Annotated in this window: 23 protein-coding genes; 11 read left to right on the forward strand and 12 right to left on the reverse strand. The window is 39.1% G+C overall.

The window, feature by feature from the left end; translation table 11 throughout:
- Positions 1 to 116: 116 nt before the first annotated feature.
- The 3 genes from P20429_RS01700 to P20429_RS01690 all read right to left on the reverse strand — a co-directional run bounded on the left by P20429_RS01700 (position 117) and on the right by P20429_RS01690 (position 3,501).
- Complete coding sequence (locus P20429_RS01700; protein ID WP_007586704.1) at positions 117 to 1,265, reverse strand: 5-(carboxyamino)imidazole ribonucleotide synthase; 1,149 nt, start codon at positions 1,263 to 1,265, stop codon at positions 117 to 119.
- Positions 1,266 to 1,267: 2 nt separating this feature from the next.
- Positions 1,268 to 1,750 carry a 5-(carboxyamino)imidazole ribonucleotide mutase gene (gene purE / locus P20429_RS01695; RefSeq protein ID WP_002962540.1) on the reverse strand — a complete coding sequence of 161 codons (483 nt, stop codon included), beginning with the start codon at positions 1,748 to 1,750 and terminating at the stop codon, positions 1,268 to 1,270.
- A gap of 161 nt (positions 1,751 to 1,911) precedes the next feature.
- On the reverse strand, positions 1,912 to 3,501 hold the full coding sequence (locus tag P20429_RS01690; RefSeq protein ID WP_076915491.1) for an ABC-F family ATPase: 1,590 nt from the start codon (positions 3,499 to 3,501) through the stop codon (positions 1,912 to 1,914).
- 903 nt (positions 3,502 to 4,404) lie between these two features.
- Here P20429_RS01690 and P20429_RS01685 point away from each other — a divergent pair.
- Positions 4,405 to 5,613 carry a porin gene (locus tag P20429_RS01685; RefSeq protein ID WP_007586708.1) on the forward strand — a complete coding sequence of 403 codons (1,209 nt, stop codon included), beginning with the start codon at positions 4,405 to 4,407 and terminating at the stop codon, positions 5,611 to 5,613.
- A gap of 90 nt (positions 5,614 to 5,703) precedes the next feature.
- Here the strand turns inward: P20429_RS01685 and P20429_RS01680 are convergent, their stop codons facing one another.
- Positions 5,704 to 6,615: a LysR family transcriptional regulator gene (locus P20429_RS01680; RefSeq protein ID WP_007586709.1), complete on the reverse strand. Its 912-nt coding sequence runs from the start codon at positions 6,613 to 6,615 to the stop codon at positions 5,704 to 5,706.
- Between the two features lie 108 nt (positions 6,616 to 6,723).
- Between P20429_RS01680 and P20429_RS01675 the strand changes: the two genes are divergently transcribed.
- Complete coding sequence (locus tag P20429_RS01675) at positions 6,724 to 7,896, forward strand: MFS transporter (RefSeq protein WP_007586711.1); 1,173 nt, start codon at positions 6,724 to 6,726, stop codon at positions 7,894 to 7,896.
- 24 nt (positions 7,897 to 7,920) lie between these two features.
- The gene (locus P20429_RS01670; RefSeq protein ID WP_007586712.1) at positions 7,921 to 9,060 is read left to right on the forward strand and encodes an MFS transporter; all 1,140 of its coding nucleotides are present in this window, start codon (positions 7,921 to 7,923) and stop codon (positions 9,058 to 9,060) included.
- A gap of 520 nt (positions 9,061 to 9,580) precedes the next feature.
- Here P20429_RS01670 and P20429_RS01665 read toward each other — a convergent pair.
- The 3 genes from P20429_RS01665 to P20429_RS01655 form a co-directional block, all read right to left on the reverse strand.
- Positions 9,581 to 10,462: an alpha/beta hydrolase gene (locus tag P20429_RS01665; RefSeq protein WP_007586713.1), complete on the reverse strand. Its 882-nt coding sequence runs from the start codon at positions 10,460 to 10,462 to the stop codon at positions 9,581 to 9,583.
- A gap of 30 nt (positions 10,463 to 10,492) precedes the next feature.
- Positions 10,493 to 11,104: a MarC family protein gene (locus tag P20429_RS01660; RefSeq protein WP_007586716.1), complete on the reverse strand. Its 612-nt coding sequence runs from the start codon at positions 11,102 to 11,104 to the stop codon at positions 10,493 to 10,495.
- 167 nt (positions 11,105 to 11,271) lie between these two features.
- A complete protein-coding gene (locus tag P20429_RS01655) occupies positions 11,272 to 11,754 on the reverse strand; it encodes a GNAT family N-acetyltransferase (protein ID WP_007586723.1) in 483 nt (160 codons plus the stop codon).
- Between the two features lie 107 nt (positions 11,755 to 11,861).
- On the opposite strand from P20429_RS01655, the gene P20429_RS01650 reads away from it, so the two are divergent.
- Entirely contained in the window at positions 11,862 to 12,062 is a 201-nt protein-coding gene (locus P20429_RS01650) for a hypothetical protein (protein WP_007586727.1), read from the forward strand.
- 58 nt (positions 12,063 to 12,120) lie between these two features.
- Here P20429_RS01650 and P20429_RS01645 read toward each other — a convergent pair whose 3' ends face one another.
- Positions 12,121 to 12,315, reverse strand: a complete 195-nt coding sequence (locus tag P20429_RS01645; RefSeq protein ID WP_007586729.1) for a CPXCG motif-containing cysteine-rich protein — start codon at positions 12,313 to 12,315, stop codon at positions 12,121 to 12,123.
- A gap of 287 nt (positions 12,316 to 12,602) precedes the next feature.
- On the opposite strand from P20429_RS01645, the gene msrA reads away from it, so the two are divergent.
- Together msrA and P20429_RS01635 are read left to right on the forward strand one after the other, a co-directional pair.
- On the forward strand, positions 12,603 to 13,202 hold the full coding sequence (msrA, locus tag P20429_RS01640; RefSeq protein WP_007586731.1) for a peptide-methionine (S)-S-oxide reductase MsrA: 600 nt from the start codon (positions 12,603 to 12,605) through the stop codon (positions 13,200 to 13,202).
- Positions 13,203 to 13,428: 226 nt separating this feature from the next.
- A complete protein-coding gene (locus P20429_RS01635) occupies positions 13,429 to 14,343 on the forward strand; it encodes a 2OG-Fe(II) oxygenase family protein (RefSeq protein WP_007586733.1) in 915 nt (304 codons plus the stop codon).
- Between the two features lie 96 nt (positions 14,344 to 14,439).
- On the opposite strand, the gene P20429_RS01630 is transcribed toward P20429_RS01635, so the two are convergent.
- The 4 genes from P20429_RS01630 to P20429_RS01615 are packed head-to-tail and all read right to left on the reverse strand — an operon-like array spanning position 14,440 to position 20,050.
- Positions 14,440 to 16,551 (reverse strand): TonB-dependent siderophore receptor, encoded by a 2,112-nt coding sequence (locus P20429_RS01630; RefSeq protein WP_007586734.1) that lies wholly within the window; start codon positions 16,549 to 16,551, stop codon positions 14,440 to 14,442.
- 24 nt (positions 16,552 to 16,575) lie between these two features.
- Positions 16,576 to 17,889, reverse strand: a complete 1,314-nt coding sequence (locus P20429_RS01625) for a DUF3526 domain-containing protein (protein ID WP_007586736.1) — start codon at positions 17,887 to 17,889, stop codon at positions 16,576 to 16,578.
- Positions 17,886 to 19,334: a DUF3526 domain-containing protein gene (locus P20429_RS01620; protein WP_007586747.1), complete on the reverse strand. Its 1,449-nt coding sequence runs from the start codon at positions 19,332 to 19,334 to the stop codon at positions 17,886 to 17,888. The genes P20429_RS01625 and P20429_RS01620 overlap by 4 nt, the downstream gene beginning before the upstream one ends.
- Positions 19,334 to 20,050, reverse strand: coding sequence for an ATP-binding cassette domain-containing protein (locus tag P20429_RS01615; protein WP_033027182.1), 717 nt, complete (start codon positions 20,048 to 20,050; stop codon positions 19,334 to 19,336). The genes P20429_RS01620 and P20429_RS01615 overlap by 1 nt, the downstream gene beginning before the upstream one ends.
- 456 nt (positions 20,051 to 20,506) lie before the next feature.
- Between P20429_RS01615 and P20429_RS01610 the strand changes: the two genes are divergently transcribed.
- From P20429_RS01610 to P20429_RS01590, 5 genes are all read left to right on the forward strand, one after another.
- On the forward strand, positions 20,507 to 21,769 hold the full coding sequence (locus P20429_RS01610) for a hypothetical protein (RefSeq protein ID WP_007586752.1): 1,263 nt from the start codon (positions 20,507 to 20,509) through the stop codon (positions 21,767 to 21,769).
- Positions 21,770 to 21,771: 2 nt separating this feature from the next.
- Positions 21,772 to 22,218, forward strand: a complete 447-nt coding sequence (locus P20429_RS01605) for a hypothetical protein (protein ID WP_007586754.1) — start codon at positions 21,772 to 21,774, stop codon at positions 22,216 to 22,218.
- A complete protein-coding gene (locus P20429_RS01600) occupies positions 22,205 to 23,833 on the forward strand; it encodes a sensor domain-containing diguanylate cyclase (protein WP_007586756.1) in 1,629 nt (542 codons plus the stop codon). The genes P20429_RS01605 and P20429_RS01600 overlap by 14 nt, the downstream gene beginning before the upstream one ends.
- 162 nt (positions 23,834 to 23,995) lie before the next feature.
- Positions 23,996 to 24,697 carry a metal-dependent hydrolase gene (locus tag P20429_RS01595; RefSeq protein WP_007586757.1) on the forward strand — a complete coding sequence of 234 codons (702 nt, stop codon included), beginning with the start codon at positions 23,996 to 23,998 and terminating at the stop codon, positions 24,695 to 24,697.
- A gap of 334 nt (positions 24,698 to 25,031) precedes the next feature.
- On the forward strand, positions 25,032 to 25,634 hold the full coding sequence (locus P20429_RS01590; protein ID WP_007586759.1) for a hypothetical protein: 603 nt from the start codon (positions 25,032 to 25,034) through the stop codon (positions 25,632 to 25,634).
- Positions 25,635 to 25,953 lie beyond the last annotated feature (319 nt).

Genomic DNA, 25,953 nt, shown 5'->3' on the forward strand with positions numbered 1-25,953 from the left:
ATTTCACTGTAAAATTTTAGACTCAATCATTATTTCACAATCTAGGTAACCTTGCGCCTTTTTTAAATGCAAAAAAATGCCGAGCAAGCTCGGCATTTAATAAAACGGTTAGCCATTTAATGAAGGATTAAATTTGCCGCCGCTTTTAAAATACCAGGGTAGTCTTGCTCAGGTAAATATTCAGTAAGCTCACCTAATTTATCTGCTAGGTCGTTCATGCTAGTGGCCGATACGTTTATATGGCCCATTTTACGACCTGGCTTTGCAGTTTTACCGTACCAATGGCTAGTCACATCTGCGTATTTTAGTACGTCAGCTGGAATATTAGGTTGCCCTAGTACGTTTATCATCGCGGTAATGTGTTTAAGCTCTGTATTGCCAAGCGGTAAACTTGCAACAGCACGCATGTGGTTTTCAAACTGTGAGCAATGGCAGCCTTGTTGCGTCCAGTGGCCTGAGTTATGTACACGCGGTGCGATTTCGTTAACGAGTAACGTGCCTTGTACATCAAAAAACTCAATTGCTAATACGCCAACGTAGTTAAGCTCGTTTGCTATTTTTGTAAATGCATCGTTTGCTTGCGCTTCAACGTTGTGATTATTTTTACCGGCAATAGAAAGCGTTAATACACCATTTGTGTGCTCATTTTCTGTTAGCGGATAAATAGCAACATTACCGTGTTTATCGCGCGCACCAATAATAGATACTTCACGATCAAACGGGATCATTTTTTCAGCAATAATTGTATGTGGCGCAAGCTCAGTGCCCGATGCAATAAAATCAGACATTTGTGACCAAATTTCGTCTATTTGACTATCCGATTTTAAACGCCATTGGCCTTTTCCGTCGTAACCTGCTTGGCATGTTTTAATAACAAGTGGCTTGCCTAGGGTTTTAACTGCGTGTTCTAGATGCGCTTTTTCAGTAATTAATTGATACGGCGCACAAGTTACGTTTGTTTTATCAAGCAATGCTTTTTCAAGCGAGCGATCGCCACCGGTTTTAATAGCGGCTTTCCCAGGGTAGAACTTATTGCTGTTACAGCAAAGTGTTAGTACGTCATCAGGAATGTGCTCAAACTCTGCAGTAATTGCATCAGCGTTTAATATTGCTTGCTCAAGTGACGTGCTATAAACCTCACCAGTTAGCGGATGCTTAATTTGCTTGCTGCCTACATCGTATGCAACCACATTTAAATTAAGCGGCGCGCCTGCAAGACTCATCATACGTGCAAGTTGCCCTGCACCTAATATTAAAATATTCATTATTACTCTGCAGGGTTTGGATTAGCTAATATAGTGTCGGTTTGAGCTTTACGAAATGCTTCAATTTTTGCAAAAATTTCTGGATTTTGACACCCTAAAATTTGTGCGGCTAGTAAACCTGCGTTTGCTGCGCCCGGCTCACCAATTGCAAGTGTGCCCACTGCAACGCCTTTAGGCATTTGGCAAATAGATAAAAGTGAATCAACACCATTTAATGCTTTTGATTTTACAGGCACGCCCAGTACAGGAAGCGATGTAAAAGCAGCAGCCATACCTGGTAAATGAGCCGCGCCGCCAGCGCCAGCAATAATAACTTTAATACCGCGTTCTGCGGCTGAACTTGCGTAATCAGCAAGTAATTGAGGAGTGCGGTGTGCAGACACGACTTTAGTTTCGTACTTAATGCCAAAATGCTCAAGCATAAGTGCTGCATGTTCCATGGTTGGCCAATCTGATTTAGAACCCATAATAATGCCAACAGTCATAAATACTCCTCAGTAATGTATTTTTAAAATAGCGGACTTATGTCCTGTTTAAGCCGGGTATTATACCCAAAGCCATATTAATTGCGACTAATACAAAGCCACAAAAACAAAAAAAGCCATGTTTAAACATGGCTTTTTAGGGTTAACGGGTAAATAGCTAATTAAGCTTCTTTACTCGCTAGGTATTCTGCGTAGTTGCCTCTAAAGTCAATGATTTTACCATCTTTAACTTCCCAAATCCGGGTAGCTACCGATGATACAAATTGACGATCGTGCGATACAAACATTAATGTACCTTCGTAGGCTTCAAGTGCTAAGTTAAGCGCTTCAATAGATTCCATATCCATGTGGTTGGTTGGCTCATCCATTAGCAATATGTTTGGTTTATGCATCATAATTTTACCAAACAGCATGCGGCCTTGCTCACCACCTGAAATTACTTTAACTGACTTCTTAATATCGTTTTGAGAGAACAGCATACGGCCTAAGAAGCTACGAACCACTTGCTCGTCGTCGCCTTCTTGTTGCCATTGCTCCATCCACTGAAACAAGTTCATGTCGGTTGCAAACTCATCTGCGTGATCTTGCGCGTAGTAACCAATATTTGCATTTTCTGAGAACTTAAACTCACCGGCTTTAGGAGCTAAGCGTCCAGCTAATGTATTAAGTAATGTTGTTTTACCAACACCATTTTCACCAATAATAGCAATACGTTCGCCAACTTCTACTAAACCTTCAAGCCCAGAAAACAACGTGTTGTCATCAAAACCTTGCGTTAAGTTATTCATTTCAAGCGCGTTTCTGAATAACTGCTTTTCTTGGTCGAAACGAATAAACGGCGTTTGGCGTGAAGACGCTTTAACTTCGTCTAACTGAATTTTGTCGATACGTTTAGCGCGCGATGTTGCTTGCTTAGCTTTAGATGCGTTAGCAGAGAAACGTGATACAAACTGTTGAAGTTCAGCAATTTGGTTTTTCTTTTTCGCGTTTTCGCTAAGTAGTTGCTCACGTGCTTGCGTTGCTGCAAACATGTATTCGTCGTAGTTACCTGAGTAAATACGTAGCTCACCGTAGTCAATGTCGGCCATGTGAGTACACACAGAGTTTAAAAAGTGACGGTCATGCGAGATGATTATCATGGTACAGTCGCGTTGGTTTAACACGTCTTCTAACCACTTGATGGTGTAAATATCCAAGTTATTAGTAGGCTCATCAAGTAGCATTATATCTGGGTCTGAAAACAACACCTGTGCAAGTAGTACGCGCAGCTTAAAACCAGGTGCAATTTCTGACATTGGGCCAAAGTGTTGGTCTGTGCCAATACCTACGCCTAATAGAAGCTCGCCTGCTTTAGATTCAGCAGAGTAACCATCCATTTCAGCAAACTCAGTTTCAAGATCGGCTACTTTCATACCGTCGTCTTCACTCATTTCTGGTAAAGAGTAAATACGGTCGCGTTCTTGTTTTATTTTCCACAGCTCTTTGTGACCCATGATCACAGTATCAATTACTGAGTATTCTTCGTAGGCAAACTGGTCTTGGTTTAGTTTAGCAACACGTTCATTTGGATCAGTACTTACATTACCTGAAGACGCTTCGAGCTCACCACTTAGAATCTTCATAAATGTTGATTTACCACAACCATTTGCACCGATTAAACCGTAACGGTTTCCGTCGCCAAATTTTGCTGAGATATTTTCAAATAATGGTTTAGCACCAAATTGCATGGTGACATTAGCTGTACTAATAATAGCGCTACCCTCCAATGGAGTAATGATGTATTTAAATTGCGCGCAGTTTAAACCAAAATGGCCTGTTTTTCTATGAAAGTTTAAAGGCAAACCTCGTAGTTTAAGGCAATTATTATCACTGAGCTACTCGTAATTATAATAACAAATTAGATTTAGTGTTTTTGTAAATTGTTATTCAACTTAGATAAATTAAAATTCATAAATACATTCATAATAAACCGATATGAGCGTTTAGAATTTGGTATATATATTAGGGTCTGTTGATCTTTTAAGGTTGAATTTTCAGCAGTCTGTTTGGTATTAAGGCAAGGCAGAGTCTATGTAGTGTGGTTATTCCCCATAAATGGGCGATAACGTAGCATTAATGCCAAACAGGCGCTGCCCAAAGGGGTCTTCCTAGGGGCTATTTACTCTTTGTTGCTCGGTTTTTACTTAGCCCACTAGGTTACAAACCTCGTGCCGCGATTAAATAGCCCCTAGTTTGAACGAATTTTAATCCGCAAAGATCAACAGACCCTAGAGTAAAAACACTTTTAACGTGTTTGTGTGTTTACTTAACTCATTTTTGTACAACCTATAACAATAAAAAGTTATATTTATGAAAATAAAGCACTTTTAGAGCTTTTGCACTAGTCGCTATTTTTTAATCAAGATGAAATTAATTCAAATTAGAATTTTAACACACCACTTATTACCAATCCTTTTTACCTAAAAAACAACTAAAAAAACAAACCTCAGCAACACCTGAAAAACAAAATTAACCTCGAGTGAATGTCAATTAAGTTTGCCGTCCAATTTTGTTGATTTTTTTTCACTTTTGAGCCGTTTATTGCTTTGTTAATCTTCGAACCTGAATTTTTACCTACGTAAAAACACTGAAATTTACACAGGGCAACACACAAGATGAGCAAAAAATTAGCGACACTGATTAGCGCAAGTATTGTATTCGCACCCGCTGTTTCGGCAGTAGAGTTATACAAAGATGACAAAAACACTGTTGAAGTAGGTGGATATCTTGATGTGCGTGTAATTAATACACAAAACGAAACCGAAGTTGTTAACGGTACCTCGCGTATTAACTTTGGATTTACCCGAAAGCTTAAGAAAGACTGGACTGCCCTCGCACTCGTAGAATGGGGTGTAAACCCTGTTGGCAGCAGCGATATTATTTATAACAATCGTTTTGAGTCTATTCAGGATGAGTTTTTGTATAACCGTTTAGGTTACGCAGGCCTTTCACACGAAAAGTACGGCCAACTTACCATTGGTAAACAATGGGGTGCGTGGTACGACGTGGTTTATGGCACAAATAATAGCTTTGTATGGGATGGTAATGCAGCTGGTGTTTATACCTATAATAAAGACGATGGCGCTGTGAATGGCACTGGCCGTGGAGATAAGTTAGTGCAGTACCGCAATAGCTATAACGATTTTAGTTTTGCAGTACAAGCGCAGCTTAAAAACAGCGAGTTTTATACCTGTGACGTAACCGACATTTCAGAAGAAGAATGCGAAACGCTTTGGAACTCTGGTGATAGTGCTGCCCAAGAAGTTGAATTTAATTTCACATTTGGTGCGTCTGTAACTTATACCCCAACTGACATGCTAACACTTACAGCGGGTATTAACCGTGGCGAGTTTGATTTAACGTTTGGCGATGGTTCTACTCGCAATGTTGAAGATTTAATTTACGGTGCAGGCATTATGTGGGGCAATATTGATAAGCCCGGCCTATACGTTGCTGCCAACGTAAATAAAAACAAAAACCACGACACCGATAATATTGGTCGCTTAATTGATGACGCAATAGGTATAGAAACATTTGCATCTTACCGCTTTGATAACGATTTTCGCCCTTTTATTGCCTACAACGTGTTTGATGCCGGCGATGATTACGTAATTCAGCCAAACTTTAACGCCGATCCAGACGATGTATTTAAGCGTCAGTTTGCTGTTATTGGCCTTCACTACTTAATTGACGAAGACACTATTGCCTACGTAGAAGCGCGTAAAGACTTTAGCGACTTTGAAAGTGATAACGACGATCAACGAGCACAAATGGAGCAGTCGGAAGATGACGGTATAGCATTTGGTTTTAGATATAAGTTCTAAATATAAGCTCTAAATATAAGTTAAAAAACGAATACAACTTCCCTAAGCACAACCCTTTTAGCCCTTTTAACTTTTTTAACTGGGCTTTTTTTATTCCGCCATACTTTTTTGAATACTCGATTTTGCATTTAAGGCTATTTCAACAAATGCATTAACAGCTGCATTGGTATCTGCTTTTTTAATTTGTAATAGCACCGGGATTTGCGTGAGTACGTCGCTCAGTTTTATAAAATGGCACCCTTCACTATATAATTTACGTACGCAATATGGCGCAATTGCCACACCAAGGCCAGCAGCTACTTCAGTAACTAATGTTTGCATATGCCTAGGTTGGCTAATAATGTTCGGTGAAAAATGAGCTTGTTTGCATTGCAAAATGGTTTCATCAAAAAGACCAAGTGCTTCCTCTCTATTAAAAATAATAAAAGGCTCATTTTTTAGTTTAGCTAAATCAATATTTTTATAATTTGCCAGCGCATGGTTTTGATTAACGATGGCCACCAATGAATCTACATAAATAGTATGACTTACAAATTCATCATTAATTGAATCAGGTAAAGGCCGTGAAAAACCCACATCAATTAAATCATTTTTAAACGCATGTATTTGCTCAGTTGCAGTCATTCCAAACAATGTAACGTGTACGCTTGGGTATTGCTGTTTATATTCTCGAACCAGTGCTGCCATAAAGGTTAAACATGCCGAGCTTAAGTGCGCAATATTAAGTGTACCTACCTGCCCGTTGTGGGCACGTTTAACCTGAGTTTTAGCTTTGTCAGCTAGAGCCAAAATAGCGCGTGCATCTTTTAATAGCTGCTCACCCGCTTGAGTTATTGCAACATCGCGTGAATTTCTTATAAACAGCACAACATCAAGCTCGCTTTCGAGCTGTGCAATATGCCTACTTATTGCAGGTTGCACGGTGTGTAGCTCTTTGGCCGCTTCTGAAAAACTCTGATGCTTGGCCACGCTGACAAAACTTTTTAATGTTTTAATATCCATTACGCACCTTAAATACATTATTTGCATAGATTCTATAAAATAATATCATTTTTGTTATAGGTAAAGAACTCATACCATAGCGGCATGAGTTAACAACACTAGACAGCTATGACCAAACCTGAACAAAATCAGTCATTAAGTCGATTTATTTTATTACTAATGACCACTGCAATTGCCGCAACAGCAGCAAACTTGTACTACAACCAGCCTATTTTACCGCTTATAGCGAACGAATTTAATTTAACTGATTCGCAACTAGGGAGTATTCCCGCGCTTACACAAATTGGTTACGCGTTTGCGTTATTATTTATTTCTCCTTTGGGTGACTCGATTGCTCGCAGGCATTTAATTACTATTTTGTCGTGCTTATTAGTAGTGGCTTGTAGTGCAGCAATGCTTGCACCTAACTTACCTTTATTACTTATATCGGTATTTTTAATTGGTGTAAGCGCCAATATAACCCAGCAATTAATACCCTTTGCAGCATCGCTTGTATCGAGCGAGCAAAAAGGTGCCACGTTAGGCACATTAATGATGGGCTTAACCATCGGTATTTTACTTTCAAGAACGTTAAGTGGGTTTGTAGGTGAGCAATTTGGTTGGCGAAGTGTATTTTTAATGTCGGCAGTACTCGCAGCATTATTTGGTATATTACTGCGCGTGTTTTTACCTAGCAATAAGCCACACACTAATTTGCGTTACTGGCCTCTCATTAAAAGTACGTTGGCGTTGTTTATTAAACATAAATCACTGCAGCATTTTACACTTTCGGGCGCATTTTGGTTTGCATCATTTAACGTGCTTTGGGCAACACTTGCAATTTATGTAAGTAACGAGCCATTTAACTACAACGCTCAACAAACCGGTTTATTTGGTGTAATAGCATTGGCTGGCGTAATTGGCGCTAAGTCGTCGGGTAAATGGGTCAGCAAACTGGGATCTAAAGCTCTAATTATGATTGCACTTACGCTTGCGGCAATCGGCTTTGCTATTACAGGTTTGTTTAATGGCAGTTTAGCGTCGTTAGTTATTGGCATTATTTTAATCGACTTCGCCATATTTAGTGCACAAGTGGCTAACCAAGTGCGTGTTTTTAGTATTGACCCCACTGCGCAAAGTCGCATAAATGGAATTTACATGCTGGGTTATTACATTGGAGGCGCTGTTGGCTCAATGGTTGGTGTTAAAGCATTTGCACTTTATCAATGGCCTGGCGTTGTTGCTGTAAGCATTATATTTATTTTGCTAAGTGGCATTTTTAATTCATTTGCTAAAAAGTAATCGCTTAAAACTTAAGGAGTAAAAATGGGTACGTTAAAAACAGCGGGTAGCTTTACATTACTGTGTATCGCCAGCTTAACTATTATGGTGGGAACCCTACTTGCGCCAGGTTTAGTAAGTATTTCACAAGGATTAGGTATAACCGATAACACCGTACTTTTAATTACGTTGCCATCGTTAGGCGCTGTGGTTTTTGCGCCGCTAGCAGGAAAATTAATAGATAAATACGGAGCTTATAAACTTTTAGTAATTGGGTTATTTTTATATGGGGTTGCAGGTGCCAGTGCTTACTTTTTAAAAGGCCCAACGCTTGTATTTGCTAATCGATTTTTACTCGGCGGTATAACTGCTTTGGTAATGGCAAGTTGTACGGTTTTAATTTCTGCTTGGTACACAGGCGAAGCACGCCTTGGCATGATTGCAAAACAAGGCATGGCGATAGAGTTAGGCGGTGTTATATTTTTATTTTTAGGCGGATTATTAGCGTCGCAATTTTGGGCGCTGCCATTTTCACTTTATTTAATAGCGTGGGTATTTTTGGCCATGCTTTTATTGTTTGTGCCAAGTAAAAACTCACTGGCTAGTAATAGCGATGAAGTGTCAGAACATCTACACCACAAAGCTAATAATGGTCTCTCGTTAAAAAGCGTTTATGTAATTTCAACACTCGCGATGACCATATTTTTTACGTCTACTGTGTTACTACCCATTACAATGAACGAAGAAAACTTTAACGAATCACAAATAGGCCAACTACTCGCATTTATATCTTTAGTGGCTGTAGTTACCTCAGGCTTTATGCCTAAAATAACAAAGAAGCTTGGTGAGCCCAAGGTTTTGGCATTTGCCTTTTTAGCGTTTAGTTTATCGTATATTTGTTTTACACAAGTAAGCACCCTACTTTTAATTTTAGGCGCAATATTAATAGGTATAGGATTTGGTTTTAGTATCCCGCTTTTAAACCATATGACGGTAGAGCTCAGTGATGTGAAAGTACGCGGCCGTAATTTATCGTACTTTACGATGGCTGTATTTTCGGGTCAGTTTTTTACCTCATTTATGCAGTACATACCTGGTGGTGAAAAAAACGTATTTATAATTTGTAGCGTTTCAGCATTTATAATTGCACTGGTATTGTTTTTTAAACCGATCAAAGCAAAGTAGTCGTAACTTAAAAAAGAGCATTTTTATAAATGCTCTTTTTTATCTAAACCTCCCGCTTTATTATTTGCACTACCTCACTGATTATTTTTTTTAATTTGACTCTATTGCTAAGTCTAGCGTTATAATAACATTTAGTATGATGTGTTCTTTTACTATAAAGCCACCAGCTAATTTATATTAACTGCATTAAGAGTGTAAAAAGATGGTGAAATTATATTGAAATTGCAAAGTACTTACACTGCTTATTGCTGATCACAAAGGCGTAAGGCTGATTAAAAGCAGTAACAAATAGATGTGTATATGCTCATAGGTACGTACTGCATTCTAACTCAATAGCTATACACTGTATATAAACACAGTGCGTATATTTCCTGTGCAAATATAAATTAAACCAACTTTCCTTTGTAAGTCGTTAATAATATTAAACTAAGTAAAGTGCTATAAAGCTGATTGAGCATTCTAAATACACAAAATAGCGTTAACTGTATATGCATACAGCTAACACTTAAACCTATCTAACCTACTTTTTAATAAACGCACTATAACCAGCTAATGCCTTTGATACACTAAGTGGTGGATTATCTGAATGCTCAGCACCTTCGTTTATAGCGCTTTGCCACGCAAGGTTATTATTAGGGTTTGCTTTTAAAGCAGACTCTAAATTATTAAACGCTTTTAACATTAACGGATGCTCTGCCCCACCCACCGAAAGATATAAATAAGTAGGCGCCTTAACTTTGTTAGCTTGAGTAGTTAAAAACGCTTCTACATTATTAACCACAGTCATGTCGTCATACCAAGCCGCTGGGCTAAATGCAAAGTAGCCATTAAACAGTTCAGGCCTTGTATGCAGTGTATAAAGTACAAAGCTGCCACCGGCCGAAAAACCACTTAATACACGGTTATTACTAAGCTTATATTTTGCCGATAAATACGGGAATAACTCAGTTTCAATAAACGCTAAAAACTTGTCGGCTTCACCATTAGGCTCTATAAGTGTTTCGCCCTCTGGGCGCGCTTGTGTATTTACATCTTGGCGAGCATAAGGAGGCACTAAATCGCGATTACGTGTATCTGTAAAAAACAAATTAGGAATAGACACCAATATAGCCTTATCCCCTTTTTCGCTCTTAGCTTGTTTTGTAAGTGCTTTGTCCCATGTATCTAAATTAAAGTTACCATCGGTTTTAATAATTAACGGATACGCTTTTTTAGGATTGTAATTAGCGGGTAATCTTATAAACACTTTGCGCGACTCGTTAAGCACGCTTGAGTTAATTGTTACGTCTGTATAGGCCGATACATAATGGTTGTAATAGCGTATGGCTAAAATACCGATAGCAAAAATGATTACGGCTAAACTTAAATTAATAAAATAGTGTTTTGTTATTTTTATTGCCATGCGGCATTCCTTTAAATGTTTAGGAGTTATTTAATCGAGCTTAACCCATTGTTTTATTTCAAGCGCGGTCATAATAAGCTCAACCGAAAACGCGGCTAAAATCATACCCATCACACGCGTTAAAATAGACGCGCCACCAGTACCAATAAGCTTAATTATTTTACCCGAAAGCAGCAACAGTATTAAAGTAATACCCAACACACCAATTGTAATAAGCGCTGTGCCTATTTGAGTAGTAATTGGGTGTATGTGGTTGTCGGTAAGTAGTATCACCGCCAAAATAGCGCCAGGGGTCGCAGTTGCTGGTATAGCTAGCGGAAACACCGCAATATCGTGATCGGGGTCTTGTTTAGCTTTGTTAGAATCGTTTCCAAATATCATTTGCAGGCCAAACAAAAACAATATAATTCCGCCCCCTAACTGAAACGACACCAACCTAATTCCCATCGCATTAAGTATTAGCTGCCCAATTAAAATAGAACCCAATAGTACGCAACCAGCATAAAGGACCGTTTTAAAGGCTGTTTTACGACGTTGTTGATCTGTTAAATGAGAAGTAAGCGCAGCAAACAGCGCCATAGTGCCTATTGGGTCAATGGTAGCCCAAATAACAAGCGCATCTTGAGATAGTTTTTCTAGCATATAAAATCCTTGTTAAGCGTAAATATTTAATAAAACACGGGTAACAAATTCATTTGCTTACGCTTAACTATAATAGAAAGCCGTTATTTTTTGTATTTTATTTGCACTTGGAGATGTTGACCTTTCAGGATTGAAAAAAGATAAGCACTTATAATTGTAGTATTGAGTTAAAGTGATTTATGCCAAATAGAATTTTCTCTTAAGCTAAAACCTAACTTAATAAGTAAATTATGGGAACGTGCATTGTGTGCACTCACCTCAGCCGATAAATGTTTAAGCGGAATATCCTTAAGTAGCGCTTCAATAAAACCGGTGACTACTTCAAACATTACGCCTTTATCCCAAAAGTCGGGGTGCAGCTCAAATCCTATAAACGCACTACTTTTACACGGTGTTAAATTATAAAGCCCACAAGTACCCATTAACTCCCCAGATGTATTATGTTCAATTGCAACTCTAATCACTTCGCCTTCGTAGTAGGCACTAATATCATCTTGTATTAATTGCTTGATTTGTGTTTTGCTGAGCGGTGTTTCGTAGTCGTTAAATTCTGACACATGCGGGTGGTTTAAAATATTAAATAAACACGCAGCGTGTTTGTGGGTAATTAAACGCAGCGTAACGCGTTCAAGCTTTGTGGTATTAAACATTTTATTTAAGTGGTTAGTTAAATTAGCTCTTTATGGGCAGGCATTATTAACTTACCATACCCCATTAACAAGCATTATCTTTAAAGCAAAAAGAGTAAGAGAACGTAATGAGTGACGATTTTCAAGTAATACAACCCACTACCACAGTATATTGCCCAAAGCGCGGCGAAGGCTGGACCTTAACAGGCATTACTAATATTAACGAGTTTACCTCAGTAATGTTTGACGGCACACGCTATACACTTCCAGCACGCGAAATAGTAGAAGAACTTCTTCCTAACCAATTAGCGCGTGAGCAAAATAGCTAACCAAATACATACACAATAAAAAGGCTGCAATTTTGCAGCCTAATATCTAATTAACTAGTTAAAATGCTTCGTCTTCACTGTAAACATTAACGTTTAACTCGTCCTCATCTTCAAATACTACAAACGAAATAGGCTTACAGCATACTTGGCAGTCTTCTATGTATTGCTCATCAATATCTGCTGCATCAAGTAATACTTCTATACTTTCTCCACAATAAGGGCAGCTTATTGATGTTTCTGTTAACTGGTTCATTTATCACCTGCTAATTTATATCTCGAATGTTGTCACTTTAATGAACAAGCCAGCATAATTCAACACCCCATTAAATAACGCTTATTTGGCTAACCCAATTAAACCATGCTACTAACTAAAAAGTGATCTAAATACCAGCTTTACGTTTATAAAACATCTTAAGCACATTAGTTTGCACCATATATAAGTTAGCCAGCTAAAACTATGCCTCTACAATGAAATAGTATTAGCATTTAGCGGGTCTAACTTTATAAGTATTTAAACTCACAATTCAGGTGGATAATTTTATGAAAAAATCACTCGCACTCGCATTAACATCTGCCGCAATATTGTTTAGCACATTTACTCATGCAGCTAAAACCGAAAAAGCCGTTTTAGCTGGAGGTTGTTTTTGGTGTATGGAAAGTGACTTTGAAAAGCTAGAAGGCGTAACCGATGTAATATCGGGCTTTACTGGCGGCAAACTTAAAAACCCGACATACAATGGTAATCATAAAGGCCATTACGAGGCCGTAGAAATTACTTACGATCCGGCCATAGTAAGCTATCAAGGTATACTTGATCATTACTGGGTTAATATTGATCCTTTTGATGCCAGAGGCCAATTTTGCGATAAAGGCCCTAGTTACTTAAGCGCTATATTTGTTGAAAACGACGAACAACGTAAATTAGCTGAAAAAACAAAAGCAGCTGTTGTAGCCGAGTTTCCTAATCAAACTGTGGTTACACCTATACTAAACGCAAGTACCTTTTACCCTATTAAAGGGAGGGAAAGCTTTCACCAAGATTATTACAAAAACAACCCAATCCGATACAACACTTATCGTTGGCGTTGTGGTAGAGATAGCCGCCTAGAAGATATTTGGGGCGACAGAGCAACCCACTAGTATTTATTAAGCAACTTAAATTACACCAACAAAAGGCTGCGTATTGTGCAGCCTTTTACATATCTACAAAGCTAGCTTTCTCTGCTTCAAAAAGTATACAAACCTTCATTATCAATAAATAGTATATTCTGTTTCCTAAAGCAGGCTGTTTATCTACTAAATCAAATGCAATAAATTGCACTCCTAGATTGATATAAACCAAATTCAACAACTGGAGTTACACAAAATGTTTGCCAATCAATTACAGCTAGCGCGTGCTCTAGAGTTACCAACACGCCAAGCCATGCTTTACCGTGAACCATCAGTACAACACTTTTGGAATAACAACACCGACCTAATTACAAACGCGTGGAGCGAATGGGAAACAACATCAATAGATGGCTCAACGTTTACGGTTGACGACACACTACTTGATAAAAACCTACGCGAAGCAGTAAAGCAAGCATGGGAAGATCCATCAAAAGAGCTGGCCGTAAAAGCGTTATTACACGAAGTAGCGCCTGATGTATTTCAATTTCAATTTTTTGATCCAGAGCGCCTTGCCGTTTTACGCGGGTATTTAGAACAAGTATGGAATTCGCAAATTCCTATGCGCCCACCATATGGCATAGTGTTAAATCGCCGTGGTGCCATGCTTGATAGTCGATCAGAAGGTTATTTAGCAGCGCCAAGCTTTCAAGCGTTTTATAACGAAATACTAAACACTTACATGCGCCCTATTTCGCGTATGTTGTTCCCTGAGGTTACGGGGTTTGATACACAAACATTTGGTTTTTCTATTTATTATGAGCCAAACACAGATTCGTCAATTCGCCCACATACCGATGCATCGGCCGTAACGCTTAATATTAACTTAAACTTACCAGGCGAAGAGTTTACAGGGTCAGAAGTTGACTTTTATCACCCGTACACAGGCGACATTAAATCACTTACGTTTAAGCCCGGCACTGCCATGTTACATCGTGGCAATATTGCACACGCAGCAAAGCTTATTACCAGTGGTGAGCGAACTAATTTTGTTTTGTGGTTGTATGGAGAACGCGGGCGATTACCAGCACAAGGTGCACCACGCATTCCTATTGATGCTAAACAGCGCTGGATTAACCCTAAAAAAACGAACGACGGCTATACACCGTTTTAATCGAGTTTTTAACTAAGTTTTTAACTAAGCTTTTAACTAAGCAAAAAGGCTGCTTAATTTAAGCAGCCTTTTCGTTAGTATCGTTTTAGTTTACGTTTAAAACTTATACGTTGCAGATAGCCTTACACTTCTGGGTGTGCCCGGTTGAACCCAGGCATCAGCAAATGAGTTAGTGTAATAGGTCTCATCAAACAGGTTATCTACTTCTGCACGCAAGCCAATTGCCTTAGTTACATCAATATCTATAAACGTGCGCGCTGTTGTATAGCTTGGTAACTCAAAATCGGTACCAAAAAAGCCGTTTCGAGAGTCTACATAAACTAAACCTGCGCCAAATTTAATTGCTTTGCCATATAACTCGGCTGATTTAACAAGCTGTAAACTAAGTTGATGTTTAGGAATATTTAATAAAGAACTGCCCGCTTCAACGGTATAGCCAAAGTTAGCATCAAAAAATGAGTTTTCAATAGTTGCATCAACATACGCATACGATAACCAAAGGCTAACATCATCCGTTAGCTCACCGTTTATATCAATCTCTATGCCTTTGCTTTGTGCTTCCCCTATTGAAGCAAAAGTAAATGCAGTGGGATCGTCAACCACCAGCATGTTGTCTTGCTCTACTTTAAACATCGCGATAGTGCCAAATAAAGCGCCATCGTTTAAAGTAAATTTAACTCCCAACTCTGTTGAAGTAGATTGATTTGGTTCAAACCCATCGCCATTTGTATCAGTGCCTGATAAAGGCCTAAAGTTTTCGCCATAAGCGGCATAAACAGATACAAACTCGCTCGCCTCATACACAACACCTAACTGAGGACTAACACGTGACTCATTTTGTTTTGATTGTGTATCAGCTAAACGATTATTAAGTGTTTGTTGGTAGTCATCAAAACGTATACCAATACGTACATCAAGCTTATCGGTTAGGCTTATTTGGTCTTGTATAAATACACCTAACGACTCTTGCACTTCTAACTTATCGGTATTGGCCGTTGGCGTAGGTAACTCATATGCTCCATATACAGGATTAAAAACATTTATATACTGATCGCCACGTACACGAAGAACAAATTGATCATTTTCGAACTTATCAGAATCAACCCCAATTATTAAACGGTGATCCAACCCTGCAACCTCTAAATTACCTGTCACCTCTGCTCTAAATACCTGATATTTTGCATTATAATCACGGTAGCGCCTAAAGCGATTTACCTCACCATCAACAACACCTGCAAAACCGGTTTCGGTAGCAAACCCTTCAAGCGAAGTATCACGGTAGTTAGCGCCCAGCAATACGCTCCAATTATCATTAAAGTCATGAATAAACTCTAATTGATGGCCAAGTACGTCAGCCTCTATTGGGCCATCACCTGGCTCACCTAAAAAGCGGCTCTGTGGTATTAAACCAAGTTCGCCATCTATGGCTAATACGCCTCTATCAAAAGGGACCTCTTGGTCGCTGTATTCAAGCTCATATATTAGCTGGCTATTATCATTAATATTCCATGTTATTGATGGGCTAAAGCCTTGTTTAGTAGTTTCTATTGTATCGCGAAAGCTTTTTGCGTCTTCATAAAAACCAACCAGTCTAATTGCTACGTCGTCGCTAAGGGGCGTGGTGTAATCTACATCAGCGCGGTAGGTGTCAAAGCTGCCTACGCTTAGCTTTAGCTCGCCGCTTGTATCAAACGTTGGGCGCTTAGTAACTAGATTTACTGTACCGCCAGGTTCACCACGGCCAAATAAAGCAGCACGTGGACCTTTTAACACCTCAACCGATTCAATACCCGACAAATCACGTGAGCCACCAAAACCACGCCCGGCATTAAACCCATTAACAAGGTAATTACTTGGCAAGTTTTCATCGCCTACAAAGCCGCGTAGCGCAAAGCTATTCCAAAGTCCGCCAAAGTTATTTTGACGCGCTACCGATGCCGATAAATCAAGCGCTTGATTTAAATTTATAGCACCTGCGTTTTCAAGCGCTTCTAAATCTATTTTTAATTCTGATTGCGGTGTTTCTAAAGGGCTAAAATTGCCTTGATAAGCTTGGCGCGAGCCAATCACTGCTAATCTTTCTATAGGGCTATTATTTACGCTGTCATCCTTTGGGGTTTGTTCAGCAGCCATAGCGTGGCTGCTAAACAAACTGACTAAGCATGCGCTTAAATAGCTGAGCTTTAGCCCATTTTTATTGGTATTCATTATAAACCTTGTTAATTAGTTGACTCATAAATTTTCTTTTAGCTTAACGCCTGTAACGTCAGGCTCATCCGTTTCATTAAGCATTGTTTTTTTAAAGCTAGGCATACTCTTAAGCGCAGCTTTAGGTGGATTGCCTTTTATAAACAGCCAAGGGTAGTAAAACTCCCTTAAACTTTTATGAAATCCTCGCATACGGTATTCGTATCTAAATGCAGCTAAAGCATCAGTGCTCGCCAATCGGGTAAAACTGCGTTGTAGCAATAGTGGTGGTGAAAACCACGATACAATCCCTGCTAGCTGATACTTTGTGTGCGCTGCATCACGATAAGCATGTGAAAGTTCACCTGCTTTTTCGTCTCCAACTTGCTGAAATGCGTAATACCATTTCCACTCAAACTCGCTTTGCATATCAACATGATCTTTCCACTGTGGATTTGATGCTACAAAAGCATCCATTGTGGTTTTCTTTGGCAAGTCCCATGCATCGTTAACCGCCTCACGCTGAGTAAGCACAATGTCGCCGCCCTTTGGTGAGTGAACCGTTTTGTTTATAACTAAATCGCCTAAAATAGGAATAATAAAGGCAACTAACACCCAAAAACCGATTAATGTTGAAGCAACACGCGGCGCACTGTTGGCATTTTTGCCCCACCACACACTGAGCAAAGTCCAAAACGCAATGTAAATTACACATATAAAAGTAACAAACCCCACATCAGCAAGGGCCGAATGACTAAGCAACGTACCTACATAAAATGGCAACATTAAACACACTATTACTGCTATTAACCTTACAGCTATACGCGCCCCCCATAATGCAAAGTACGACTTAGCCGTAGTCACTAATAAGTCATGCCTGGCGCTTGTTCGCTCATTAGCAAATAAATCATGAAATAGTAAAATAACTATCAGCGGTGCTAATGCACTAATTACAAATACAAAATCAATTTTACCTGCCTGCGCTAGCTCTGCGTTTTGTGAATCGCTCTCGTAAATTTGTCCCTCTAGGGCAAGTAAATTTAAGCGGTGTTTCCACGGATAAATATCGCGCTCGCCTAAAGCAGCAAACGCTAAATTTGAAGGTGCTGAATACGTTAAATGAAAGCTGTAATAGGCAAGCGAACCAGCATCACTGTATTTATTTTGTACGTTAGCTAATTCAGTTAAATCAGCCGTTTTTAAACGCTCAATAGTATGTTGTTGCTGGCTTACTTCACTAAGGCCGCTGAAAACTGCAAACCCCGATATAGCAAATGTACATGCTAGTAATATCACTAAATATTTTTGACGAAGTAAAAAACGCCATTCACGAATTAGCTGTGAAAATACATAACTCATACCAAACGCTTCCCTACAAATTTAATACCGCCTAACAGCACTGCAATCCAAAGAAATAACTGTAAAAATGCAGGGATACTTCGCTGCGCTCTCACTTGTGCGCTATCTACATTAAAAGTAAAGTTTTGCAGTACTTGCCAATTTTGCGCACTTACACGAGCTTGCTTAGTCGCTTCGGTACTGGCATTGCGGTTCATATCGTCTTGGTAGCTAAGCTTTTCTACATGAACTTTGTTAAGCCCTTGCACAAAATCAAAACGAAGCTGCTCGGTTTCACGCAAAAAGCGGTGATGAGTTTCAATACTCGTTCCTACTACAATCATCGATAACGACCGAATAGCCACCATAGGTGAAACCCAACCAAAATAACGAGATACCTTCGTTTGTTTAAGCTCTGCTTGCATACGTTGCTGGGCAAATTTGTTTAGTACGTTAGTCAATTTTGCTTCAGATTCGCTGGCTACTAATCCTCTAAAATTAATCGGTAGCTCATCTATACTTTTAACGTTGTACTTTTTAAGAAGTGATTGTTTAAATTGCATAAAGGCAGGGTCGTTTGCGTTATGGCCGTCGCCTAATTTTCTAAGTTGTGCTTTTACAGCAAAGTCTGTTTCTATTTTACCGGCAGATAGCACAGCCGTTGAGGCACTGGTACTTGCTACGCGTGGCATAACAATACACAGTAAAATCCACACAAAGGCAAGTGCGGTAAAGCTGCCACTGTTTTTACTAAACACGCTCGATGCCAGTAAAATCAGTAATACCCACACAGTTAAATATAAAGCGTAGCCAACAACAAAACTTACAACTGCCAGTAAGCTTTCGCCCGCAGCAACCGTAAATAAAGCCGATACCGTAAGCGGAGTTAAAATTAAGCCCACAACAGAAAGTAGCGCTAATCCTTTACCTGCAATTAGCGTTACACCCGATGTACCTTGCGATAACAAATAAGAAAGCGTTTGCGATTCGCGCTCTCGGCTAATACCGCTGTAGCCAATTAATATTAATAATAACGGTGCGAGTGTTTGCACAATAAATGCAGGCGTTAAACTGCCTAATTTAGTTAATGCAGTCCCTTGGCGACTATCTGCAAACATTGCGCTGTTTTGTCTGTGCCCTTCTAAAAATATAGAGTTGCCTGTATAAGCGTCAATACCAGGGTCTAGCGTACTAAGTGGCGAAGGCGTTCTAAACGCATAATGCCCGTAATGCACCATTCTGTGTGGATGGCGGTCGGGTTGATCAACAAAGCTTTTATCGCTTGTTGTTTGTAACTCATGGCGAGTATGGCTTAGCTCCATCATGGTAATAGCCGTTACAATTACCGAAGCAAGCGTGAGCACCAAACCTATAGCAAGCACGGTCATTGCTAATTTTGAGCGTAGCCAATAACGCCACTCATCTTTGGCAACAATCACCACCTTTGAAAAGTTATTTATACTCATTAAGCACCTCTTTTAGCGTGATGCCCAAACGCAGCGTGCACTTGCTCGGTATCAATACGCCCACTTTGGGGCGCATCAAACTCTCCCACCAGCTCACCGTTTTTAAGTAAACCAATTCGATTAGCGACTTGGCAGGCACCGTATACATCGTGGGTAACCATTAAAATAGTCGCACCAGTTAATGCAAGTTCACGTACAAGTTGATTAAATTCATCAATAGCAACAGGATCAAGGCCAGAGGTTGGCTCATCAAGTAAAAAAATGGGTGCTTCACGCATTATCGCAAGTGCAATTGCTGTTTTTTGCCTCATACCTTTTGAATAAGTTTGCATGTGGCGATCCCATGCATCGTGTTGCAATGCAACACGATTAAAAGCCGCGTTAATTTGCTCATCTGATTTTTTAATATCAGCGAGTGATAAAAAATATTCAACATTTTCACGAGCTGTTAAATGCGGATATAACGTAGCCGACTCTGGCAAATACGCTGTTTTACCTCGCACAAAATCAAGCGCTTTACTCACCTCTTTACCCGCTACTTTTACAGAGCCTTCGGTTGGTTTATTAAACCCAAGTAACGTTTTTAACGTGGTTGATTTACCCGCACCATTACCACCAAGTAGCGCATAAACCTCACCTGCAGCCACACTAAAGCTTAAGTTTTTTAAAATAGCGTTATTTTTAATACTAAAATTTAAAGAACTCACTTCAATCATCGCATCACTTAGGACGGCGTCTGCATTGCTAAGTTGTTTATCAAAAGTTTTAGGGGCAATTGTTGGTGTTTTATTAATCGCGGTAGGTGTTGTCACACTCAAACTCTATTTAGGAAAATCAGATAGTGTGAATGTTATACCATATCAAATACCAATTGCAACAATATAACATCCCAACAATTAACAAATAAGATAATTACGGTTACTTCGTTAATAAATTATTACTTTAGGAGGTAAAATTAAAGCAACTTTAATAACCCCTTTTATATGGAATTTAGGATGGTGTTATGTGTATTTATTTGCGATTTAACGTAAATTAAAAATCAAGCATAAAGAGTGTAATTTTTTTAGCTTTGCCATGCTAACGCCTTTGGTAAAATCTTATGTTGGGTAAGTTGGTAATTTTAAAAAATGTGCTATCTTTTTATTATCCATATCATAAAAATAAGCGCTAACATGTTGTTCCGAGGTACAATTGCCATAGCCATATTGGTAATTTCTGCTGCTAATAAAAGCGATGCAAATGAAATAGACGTGCAATTTAGTGGTTTTGCATCTTTAACACTCAGTTACACTGACGATTCAGATATCGGCTTTGCATCAAATTATTTAAACGAAAACGATACAGGCTTTTCAGCAACGCGTGATTCAATTTTAGGTGGGCAAGCTAATATATCGCTCTCAAAAAACTGGGACTCTGTGGTACAAGTCGTTTTACAAGATCATACCTTTAAAAGTCTTGATAACTTTTTAGAACTCGCTTTTGTACGTTATCGCCCCTCGCGCCATTGGGCTATTCGTGCTGGCAGGCTAAACAGCGACCTTTACTTACTCTCCGAATATCCTTATGTAGGATACGCCTATTTGTGGATCCGCCCTCCTCATGAATACTACTCTTTTGCAAACATTGCAGGAAATTACGACGGTGTGGATATTGAATACAGTAAAGCCACTGATGAAGGTTTTTTACGTTTAAAGCTCGCATACGGAAGCTCAACAGCAAAGTTACAAGCGTATAACAAAGATTTTTTTATTGATTTTGATAATTTAACCACCTTTAGCGCAACCTATACACTAGATGCATGGACTGTACGTTTCTCTTTATCTAAATCTGATTTTGGTGGCTATAAGTTAACCTCATTAGATGAGTTTTTAGCCTTACTAGACGCAGTACCACAAAGTATATGGCCACAAGCAGAGACTATATCTAACAAATTTAATACCAAAGGCCACAGTATAGAATACGCGGCATTTGGACTAACCTACGATCATAATAATTGGCTTATTCAATCTGAAGTAGGTATTTCAGAATCCGATTGGATAATAGCTCCATCAGTATTCAGTACTTATATTAGCGCTGGTTATAGGGTAAACAATGCAATATTTTACACTAGCTTTTCAGCAGCAAAAAATCGTCACGATGTTATACAAGTAAACGAACCTGTTTTTTCACCAGGCATACCCGATCAAATTTCAGAGCCAATACAACAGCTAGCACTTGCAACACAGGCTGCTATTAAGGTGCCTTATGTTCATCAGCATTCAATTAACATAGGTGTAAAATGGCAACTGTCGGAGCGATTAGCGCTAAAAGCTCAACTAGACCGCTTTGATATAAAGCCCGAAGGCGCGGGTTTATGGAGTCTTAGTAATCCTGCCGATGTAGACAAAGGCCACAAAGTACATATGCTAAGTTTGAACGCTAGTATGGTATTTTAACAATGATGAGCTATCGTAACTCACTCCTTTATGTGTTGCTGCCGCTTTGCCTGCTGCTTGTTAGTGTTAATGCCAAATCTACAGAGTTTGTAGTGGTGGTAAATAAAAACAATACAATTAACGCTTTATCTAAACGCGAAGTTATTGATATTTATATGGGTCGCTATTTAACGTTTCCTGATGGTGAAACCTCTAAGCCACTTGATTTACCGGCGCAATCAACATTAAAAAATGATTTTTACCTGCAACTAGTCAACAAAGATGAGCAAAAAATTAATGCTTATTGGGCAAGGTTATTATTTTCAGGGCGTGCAAAGCCCCCATCACCGTCAACATCCGTTGAAGATGCGTTAAACAAAATAGCTGCATCACAATTTGCAATTGGTTATATTCCTCAATCGCAAGTTACAGACGCAGTAAAAGTGGTATACACATTTGATAAAAATTAGCCAAGCACTCTACGTACGCGTTGCTCTATCAATCGCAATTGTCGCCATTGTAGTTACGTTAGTGTCGTCAACACTTTCTTATTACTCGGGTCTTAAAGAAAAGAAAAACACCAATTACCTACTCGTGCAGCAGTTAGCACAAACAATGGGAAAAACAGCCGCCATAGCAGCCTACCTAAACGATCGTGAATTAAGCCAAGAAATTATTAATGGCTTGCTAAGTAATGATTTAGTGCAAGGCGCAAGCTTAGAAGGAGAAGTAAACCCAAAAGGAGAAATGGATTTATTTATTGCAAGTGGCTCTACTAACAAGAAAAAAGAAGCTGTTTTAATTAAATTAGTTCACCCATTTATAGAAGACACTTTTATAGGTGTACTGGCCATATACCCCGACGATAACTTTATTGAACAACAAGCACAGTCATCACTTATAAAAGAATTTATTTTAATGCTGATTCAATCAATCGTCATCGCTTTTTTTGTGTCGCTGGTTGTACGCAAATGGCTCACTCAGCCTATTCAAAACCTAACAGACAGCTTTGCGACAATTGATCCTACCAATCCCGAAACCATGACAATGCTAGAGTTTAAGCAGGGTAAGCGAGACGAAATAAGCAGGCTAACACAAGGTATAAACGCCTTAATGCATGAGTTAAAGCTAACCATTAGTAATGAGCAATCTCTTCGTAAAAAAACTCAAGAACTAGAAGCTAAATTTAGACTTATTTTTGAACAAGCCAGCGCCGGTATTTGTTTATTAGATGACAAAAATATTATCACCACCTTTAATCCCGCGTTTAAACATTACTTTACCGTACCCGGCGAAGAAGAGTTATCAACCTTGCACTTTCCTGCTCTGTTAAATAGCGTTGATGAATTACAAAACCTACTTGCAGATATACGTTGTGATAAAAACCCACCACAAGCAACCCTAGATATAGAGTGCAAAGTGGGCCATAAAACCATTTGGCTGCACTGTTTATTTGTTAGACTAACAGAGCAACGTGAAACAAAGCGAAGCGTTCAACAAGAACACTTAGTTGAAGTAATTTTACATGATGTAACTGAGCGCGCCGAACGCGAATTTCAAACTCGCTTTGAAGCCGATCACGACCCACTCACTGACCTACTTAATCGCCGAGCCGGCGAAAAGCGTCTTAAAAAAGCACTGCGCGAGTGCATTAAACACAATCAGCACCTAGTACTAATGATGATTGATTTAGATAAGTTTAAACCCATTAACGACACCTACGGCCACGAAGCCGGTGATAAAGTACTTATTGAAATAGCACACCGATTTAAAAAGCACTTTAACCAAGAAACCGACATATGCATCCGCCTAGGCGGTGACGAGTTTATTGTTGCAAGGCAGGTTAATACCTACAACAAAGCAGCAACGCGTGAGCAATCAATCGCTATGCTAAAAGAGTTACAACAAGACATTTATATTTCACAAAATAAAACATGCGCCGTGGGTGCAAGCATTGGTATTGCAGTCGGCCCTAATGATGGTGAAGAGCTACTCGAATTAATGATCAATGGTGACAAAATGCTCTACCACGTAAAAGAAACAGGTCGAGGGCAAATTGCATTTTATGACGAGTTTAAAAAGTAAGATGGTTAATTGAGCTCTTTCAACGCAGTTAGCACTAAAAATGGCTACTAGAGAGTGATTTATAAGCAGAGCCAAGGTTATTTAAGCCCAATTTTTAAAGAACATTGAACAATAAACTTTTCAATTGATAGAATGCCCTACTTTTTCCCATCAAGAGATACAATGGCAAACTTCAATACTCATCTTAATACTGCCGTAATCATCACAGGCTTAGCCTCAGCCACCTTATTATCTGCAGGACATATTGAATTAAAGGGCGCACTCTGGTTATGGTTTTTAGGCTCAATCGGCGGCTTATTACCCGATATAGATTCAGATAACTCAACATCACTCGATACTATTTTTAACTTATTCGCACTCAGCGCTGTATTACTGGTACTGCATTACATAACCACCGAACTCATTATTGAAATTAGCTTTATCGAGTTAATCGTAGTGCCATTACTGGTATACGGGTTTATGAAATACATTATTAGACCCATTTTTGAATGGATCACAGTACACAGAGGTAGTTGCCACTCTTTACTATTTATACTGTTATGCGCGCTATTAACAACTCAAGTAACATGGAAGCTGAATGACCAATCAACCACACAAGCAGCCGTCTTTGCCTGGTTAACGGGTGGATTTATTTTACTCGGCGGGTTAATTCACTTATTGCTGGATGAAATTTACAGTGTAGATTTAAGTAATGTCAGAATTAAACGCTCTTTTGGCACTGCGCTAAAAATAGCCGACTTCGATAATAAATTAATTACGCTGGCTTCAATTATTGCCATTGCAGGTTTGATCTATGTTGCCCCTCCCACAGAACAAACTATTACAGCGTTAAGTGACTGGTCTCATTTTACGTTTTTATCTTAACGCCATAAGTAATAAGCCGTTTAACCACATACTCAAAATGTATGCCCTCTTGGTAATTAAATGTTGATTTACTAAGAGGGCATGAGGCACTGCGCTTTTAGATACATGCATCGCTAAACCAAAGCGGCTTTGCAAAGTTAGGTTTAATTAAAAGCCTGAGCCTGTTTGTTATTAATTATTATTTTTAAAGGTTTAAGTGAAATAATTTACTCGCTTTACCTGTCTTATACCTACAACGATAAACGCTATTTAATACAAATACTAAGCAGTTTGATACATTCAAATCCGCAACAGCTGTGGAAAGCGTCAAATATAAAATCAAAAGAGGTCCATAATGGAATTTACACATAAACGCACCACCCTAATTACAGCATCGTTATTGTTGGTATTGGCGATATCACAGGGTATTTATTCAGCCCTTTACAGTGCTGAAATTAGTTTTTCAAGGCAGGTGGCTTGGGGGCTAGAAGCACTGGTATTTACTTTACTTGTTGCCTTTGCAGGCACAGCTATGGTGCAAGCAAAAAACGCACAACTAGGCTGGTCGGCTATCGCGTTTAGTGCAGTACTTAACATAGTGCAGGTAAGCATTGGACTTACTTTGTTTTCTACATTTGGAAAAGTTGCGGGCACAGTAGAAGGCGCACAACCTTTAATTGGTGGCGTGGTTTCGTTGTCATTCATGATTTACTACGCAGCCAAGGTACTATTAGGGTTAGCAGCACTTGTATTTGGCCTGTCTTACTTAGCTAAAGGTGGCAAAGCCATTGGCGGCCTTACAGCCCTAGCAGGCACAGTTGCAGTGCTTGCCAATGGCATTTTAATCACCTTTGGTCGTGATGGATTCCTTCCATCAGCTGTTGCTGGCGCTTCAGGCATGATTGCAACGTTACTTTTAGCAATATGTTTAATAAGCCTTTACCGCAAAAAAGACTAAGGCTTAATGCCTTATCAGTAAGGTAGTTACTTAAATAAGTTATAAACATCGGCGTGTATTAGAGATGCTAATTCGCCGATGTTTTACGTTTAAAGCGTTTAAAGTGACAGCCATCTTATTTCTTAAGACTAATTCACAAAGAGGATATGAGGCGTTGCGCTTTTAGAGGGTAAAAATAGCTTATATCAAAAGCTTTTAACCGATTTATGTTTTGATATATGAAGTCAAGATTTGATCCCTTAACTTTTTAAGTCTCCTCAAAGTAATGAGGAAGTGTCCACTAAAACGAGTGAGGTGCATTTTCCGTTTGAAGTTCTTG

It is taken from the genome of Pseudoalteromonas sp. BSi20429, from assembly GCF_000238895.1.
Taxonomy (GTDB): Bacteria; Pseudomonadota; Gammaproteobacteria; order Enterobacterales; family Alteromonadaceae; genus Pseudoalteromonas; species Pseudoalteromonas arctica.

What these genes read in the sequence shown, in the direction of transcription:
- P20429_RS01675 (WP_007586711.1), top strand. Translation starts at nt 6,724, where the DNA reads ATGACCAAACCTGAACAAAATCAGTCATTAAGTCGATTTATTTTATTA.
- P20429_RS01605 (WP_007586754.1), top strand. Translation starts at nt 21,772, where the DNA reads ATGATGAGCTATCGTAACTCACTCCTTTATGTGTTGCTGCCGCTTTGC.
- P20429_RS01590 (WP_007586759.1), top strand. Translation starts at nt 25,032, where the DNA reads ATGGAATTTACACATAAACGCACCACCCTAATTACAGCATCGTTATTG.
- P20429_RS01700 (WP_007586704.1), bottom strand. Translation starts at nt 1,265, where the DNA reads ATGAATATTTTAATATTAGGTGCAGGGCAACTTGCACGTATGATGAGT.
- P20429_RS01610 (WP_007586752.1), top strand. Translation starts at nt 20,507, where the DNA reads ATGTTGTTCCGAGGTACAATTGCCATAGCCATATTGGTAATTTCTGCT.
- purE (WP_002962540.1), bottom strand. Translation starts at nt 1,750, where the DNA reads ATGACTGTTGGCATTATTATGGGTTCTAAATCAGATTGGCCAACCATG.
- P20429_RS01680 (WP_007586709.1), bottom strand. Translation starts at nt 6,615, where the DNA reads ATGGATATTAAAACATTAAAAAGTTTTGTCAGCGTGGCCAAGCATCAG.
- P20429_RS01620 (WP_007586747.1), bottom strand. Translation starts at nt 19,334, where the DNA reads ATGAGTATAAATAACTTTTCAAAGGTGGTGATTGTTGCCAAAGATGAG.
- P20429_RS01660 (WP_007586716.1), bottom strand. Translation starts at nt 11,104, where the DNA reads ATGCTAGAAAAACTATCTCAAGATGCGCTTGTTATTTGGGCTACCATT.
- P20429_RS01655 (WP_007586723.1), bottom strand. Translation starts at nt 11,754, where the DNA reads ATGTTTAATACCACAAAGCTTGAACGCGTTACGCTGCGTTTAATTACC.
- P20429_RS01685 (WP_007586708.1), top strand. Translation starts at nt 4,405, where the DNA reads ATGAGCAAAAAATTAGCGACACTGATTAGCGCAAGTATTGTATTCGCA.
- P20429_RS01645 (WP_007586729.1), bottom strand. Translation starts at nt 12,315, where the DNA reads ATGAACCAGTTAACAGAAACATCAATAAGCTGCCCTTATTGTGGAGAA.
- P20429_RS01615 (WP_033027182.1), bottom strand. Translation starts at nt 20,050, where the DNA reads ATGATTGAAGTGAGTTCTTTAAATTTTAGTATTAAAAATAACGCTATT.
- P20429_RS01650 (WP_007586727.1), top strand. Translation starts at nt 11,862, where the DNA reads ATGAGTGACGATTTTCAAGTAATACAACCCACTACCACAGTATATTGC.
- P20429_RS01670 (WP_007586712.1), top strand. Translation starts at nt 7,921, where the DNA reads ATGGGTACGTTAAAAACAGCGGGTAGCTTTACATTACTGTGTATCGCC.
- P20429_RS01635 (WP_007586733.1), top strand. Translation starts at nt 13,429, where the DNA reads ATGTTTGCCAATCAATTACAGCTAGCGCGTGCTCTAGAGTTACCAACA.
- P20429_RS01665 (WP_007586713.1), bottom strand. Translation starts at nt 10,462, where the DNA reads ATGGCAATAAAAATAACAAAACACTATTTTATTAATTTAAGTTTAGCC.
- P20429_RS01630 (WP_007586734.1), bottom strand. Translation starts at nt 16,551, where the DNA reads ATGAATACCAATAAAAATGGGCTAAAGCTCAGCTATTTAAGCGCATGC.
- msrA (WP_007586731.1), top strand. Translation starts at nt 12,603, where the DNA reads ATGAAAAAATCACTCGCACTCGCATTAACATCTGCCGCAATATTGTTT.
- P20429_RS01625 (WP_007586736.1), bottom strand. Translation starts at nt 17,889, where the DNA reads ATGAGTTATGTATTTTCACAGCTAATTCGTGAATGGCGTTTTTTACTT.
- P20429_RS01595 (WP_007586757.1), top strand. Translation starts at nt 23,996, where the DNA reads ATGGCAAACTTCAATACTCATCTTAATACTGCCGTAATCATCACAGGC.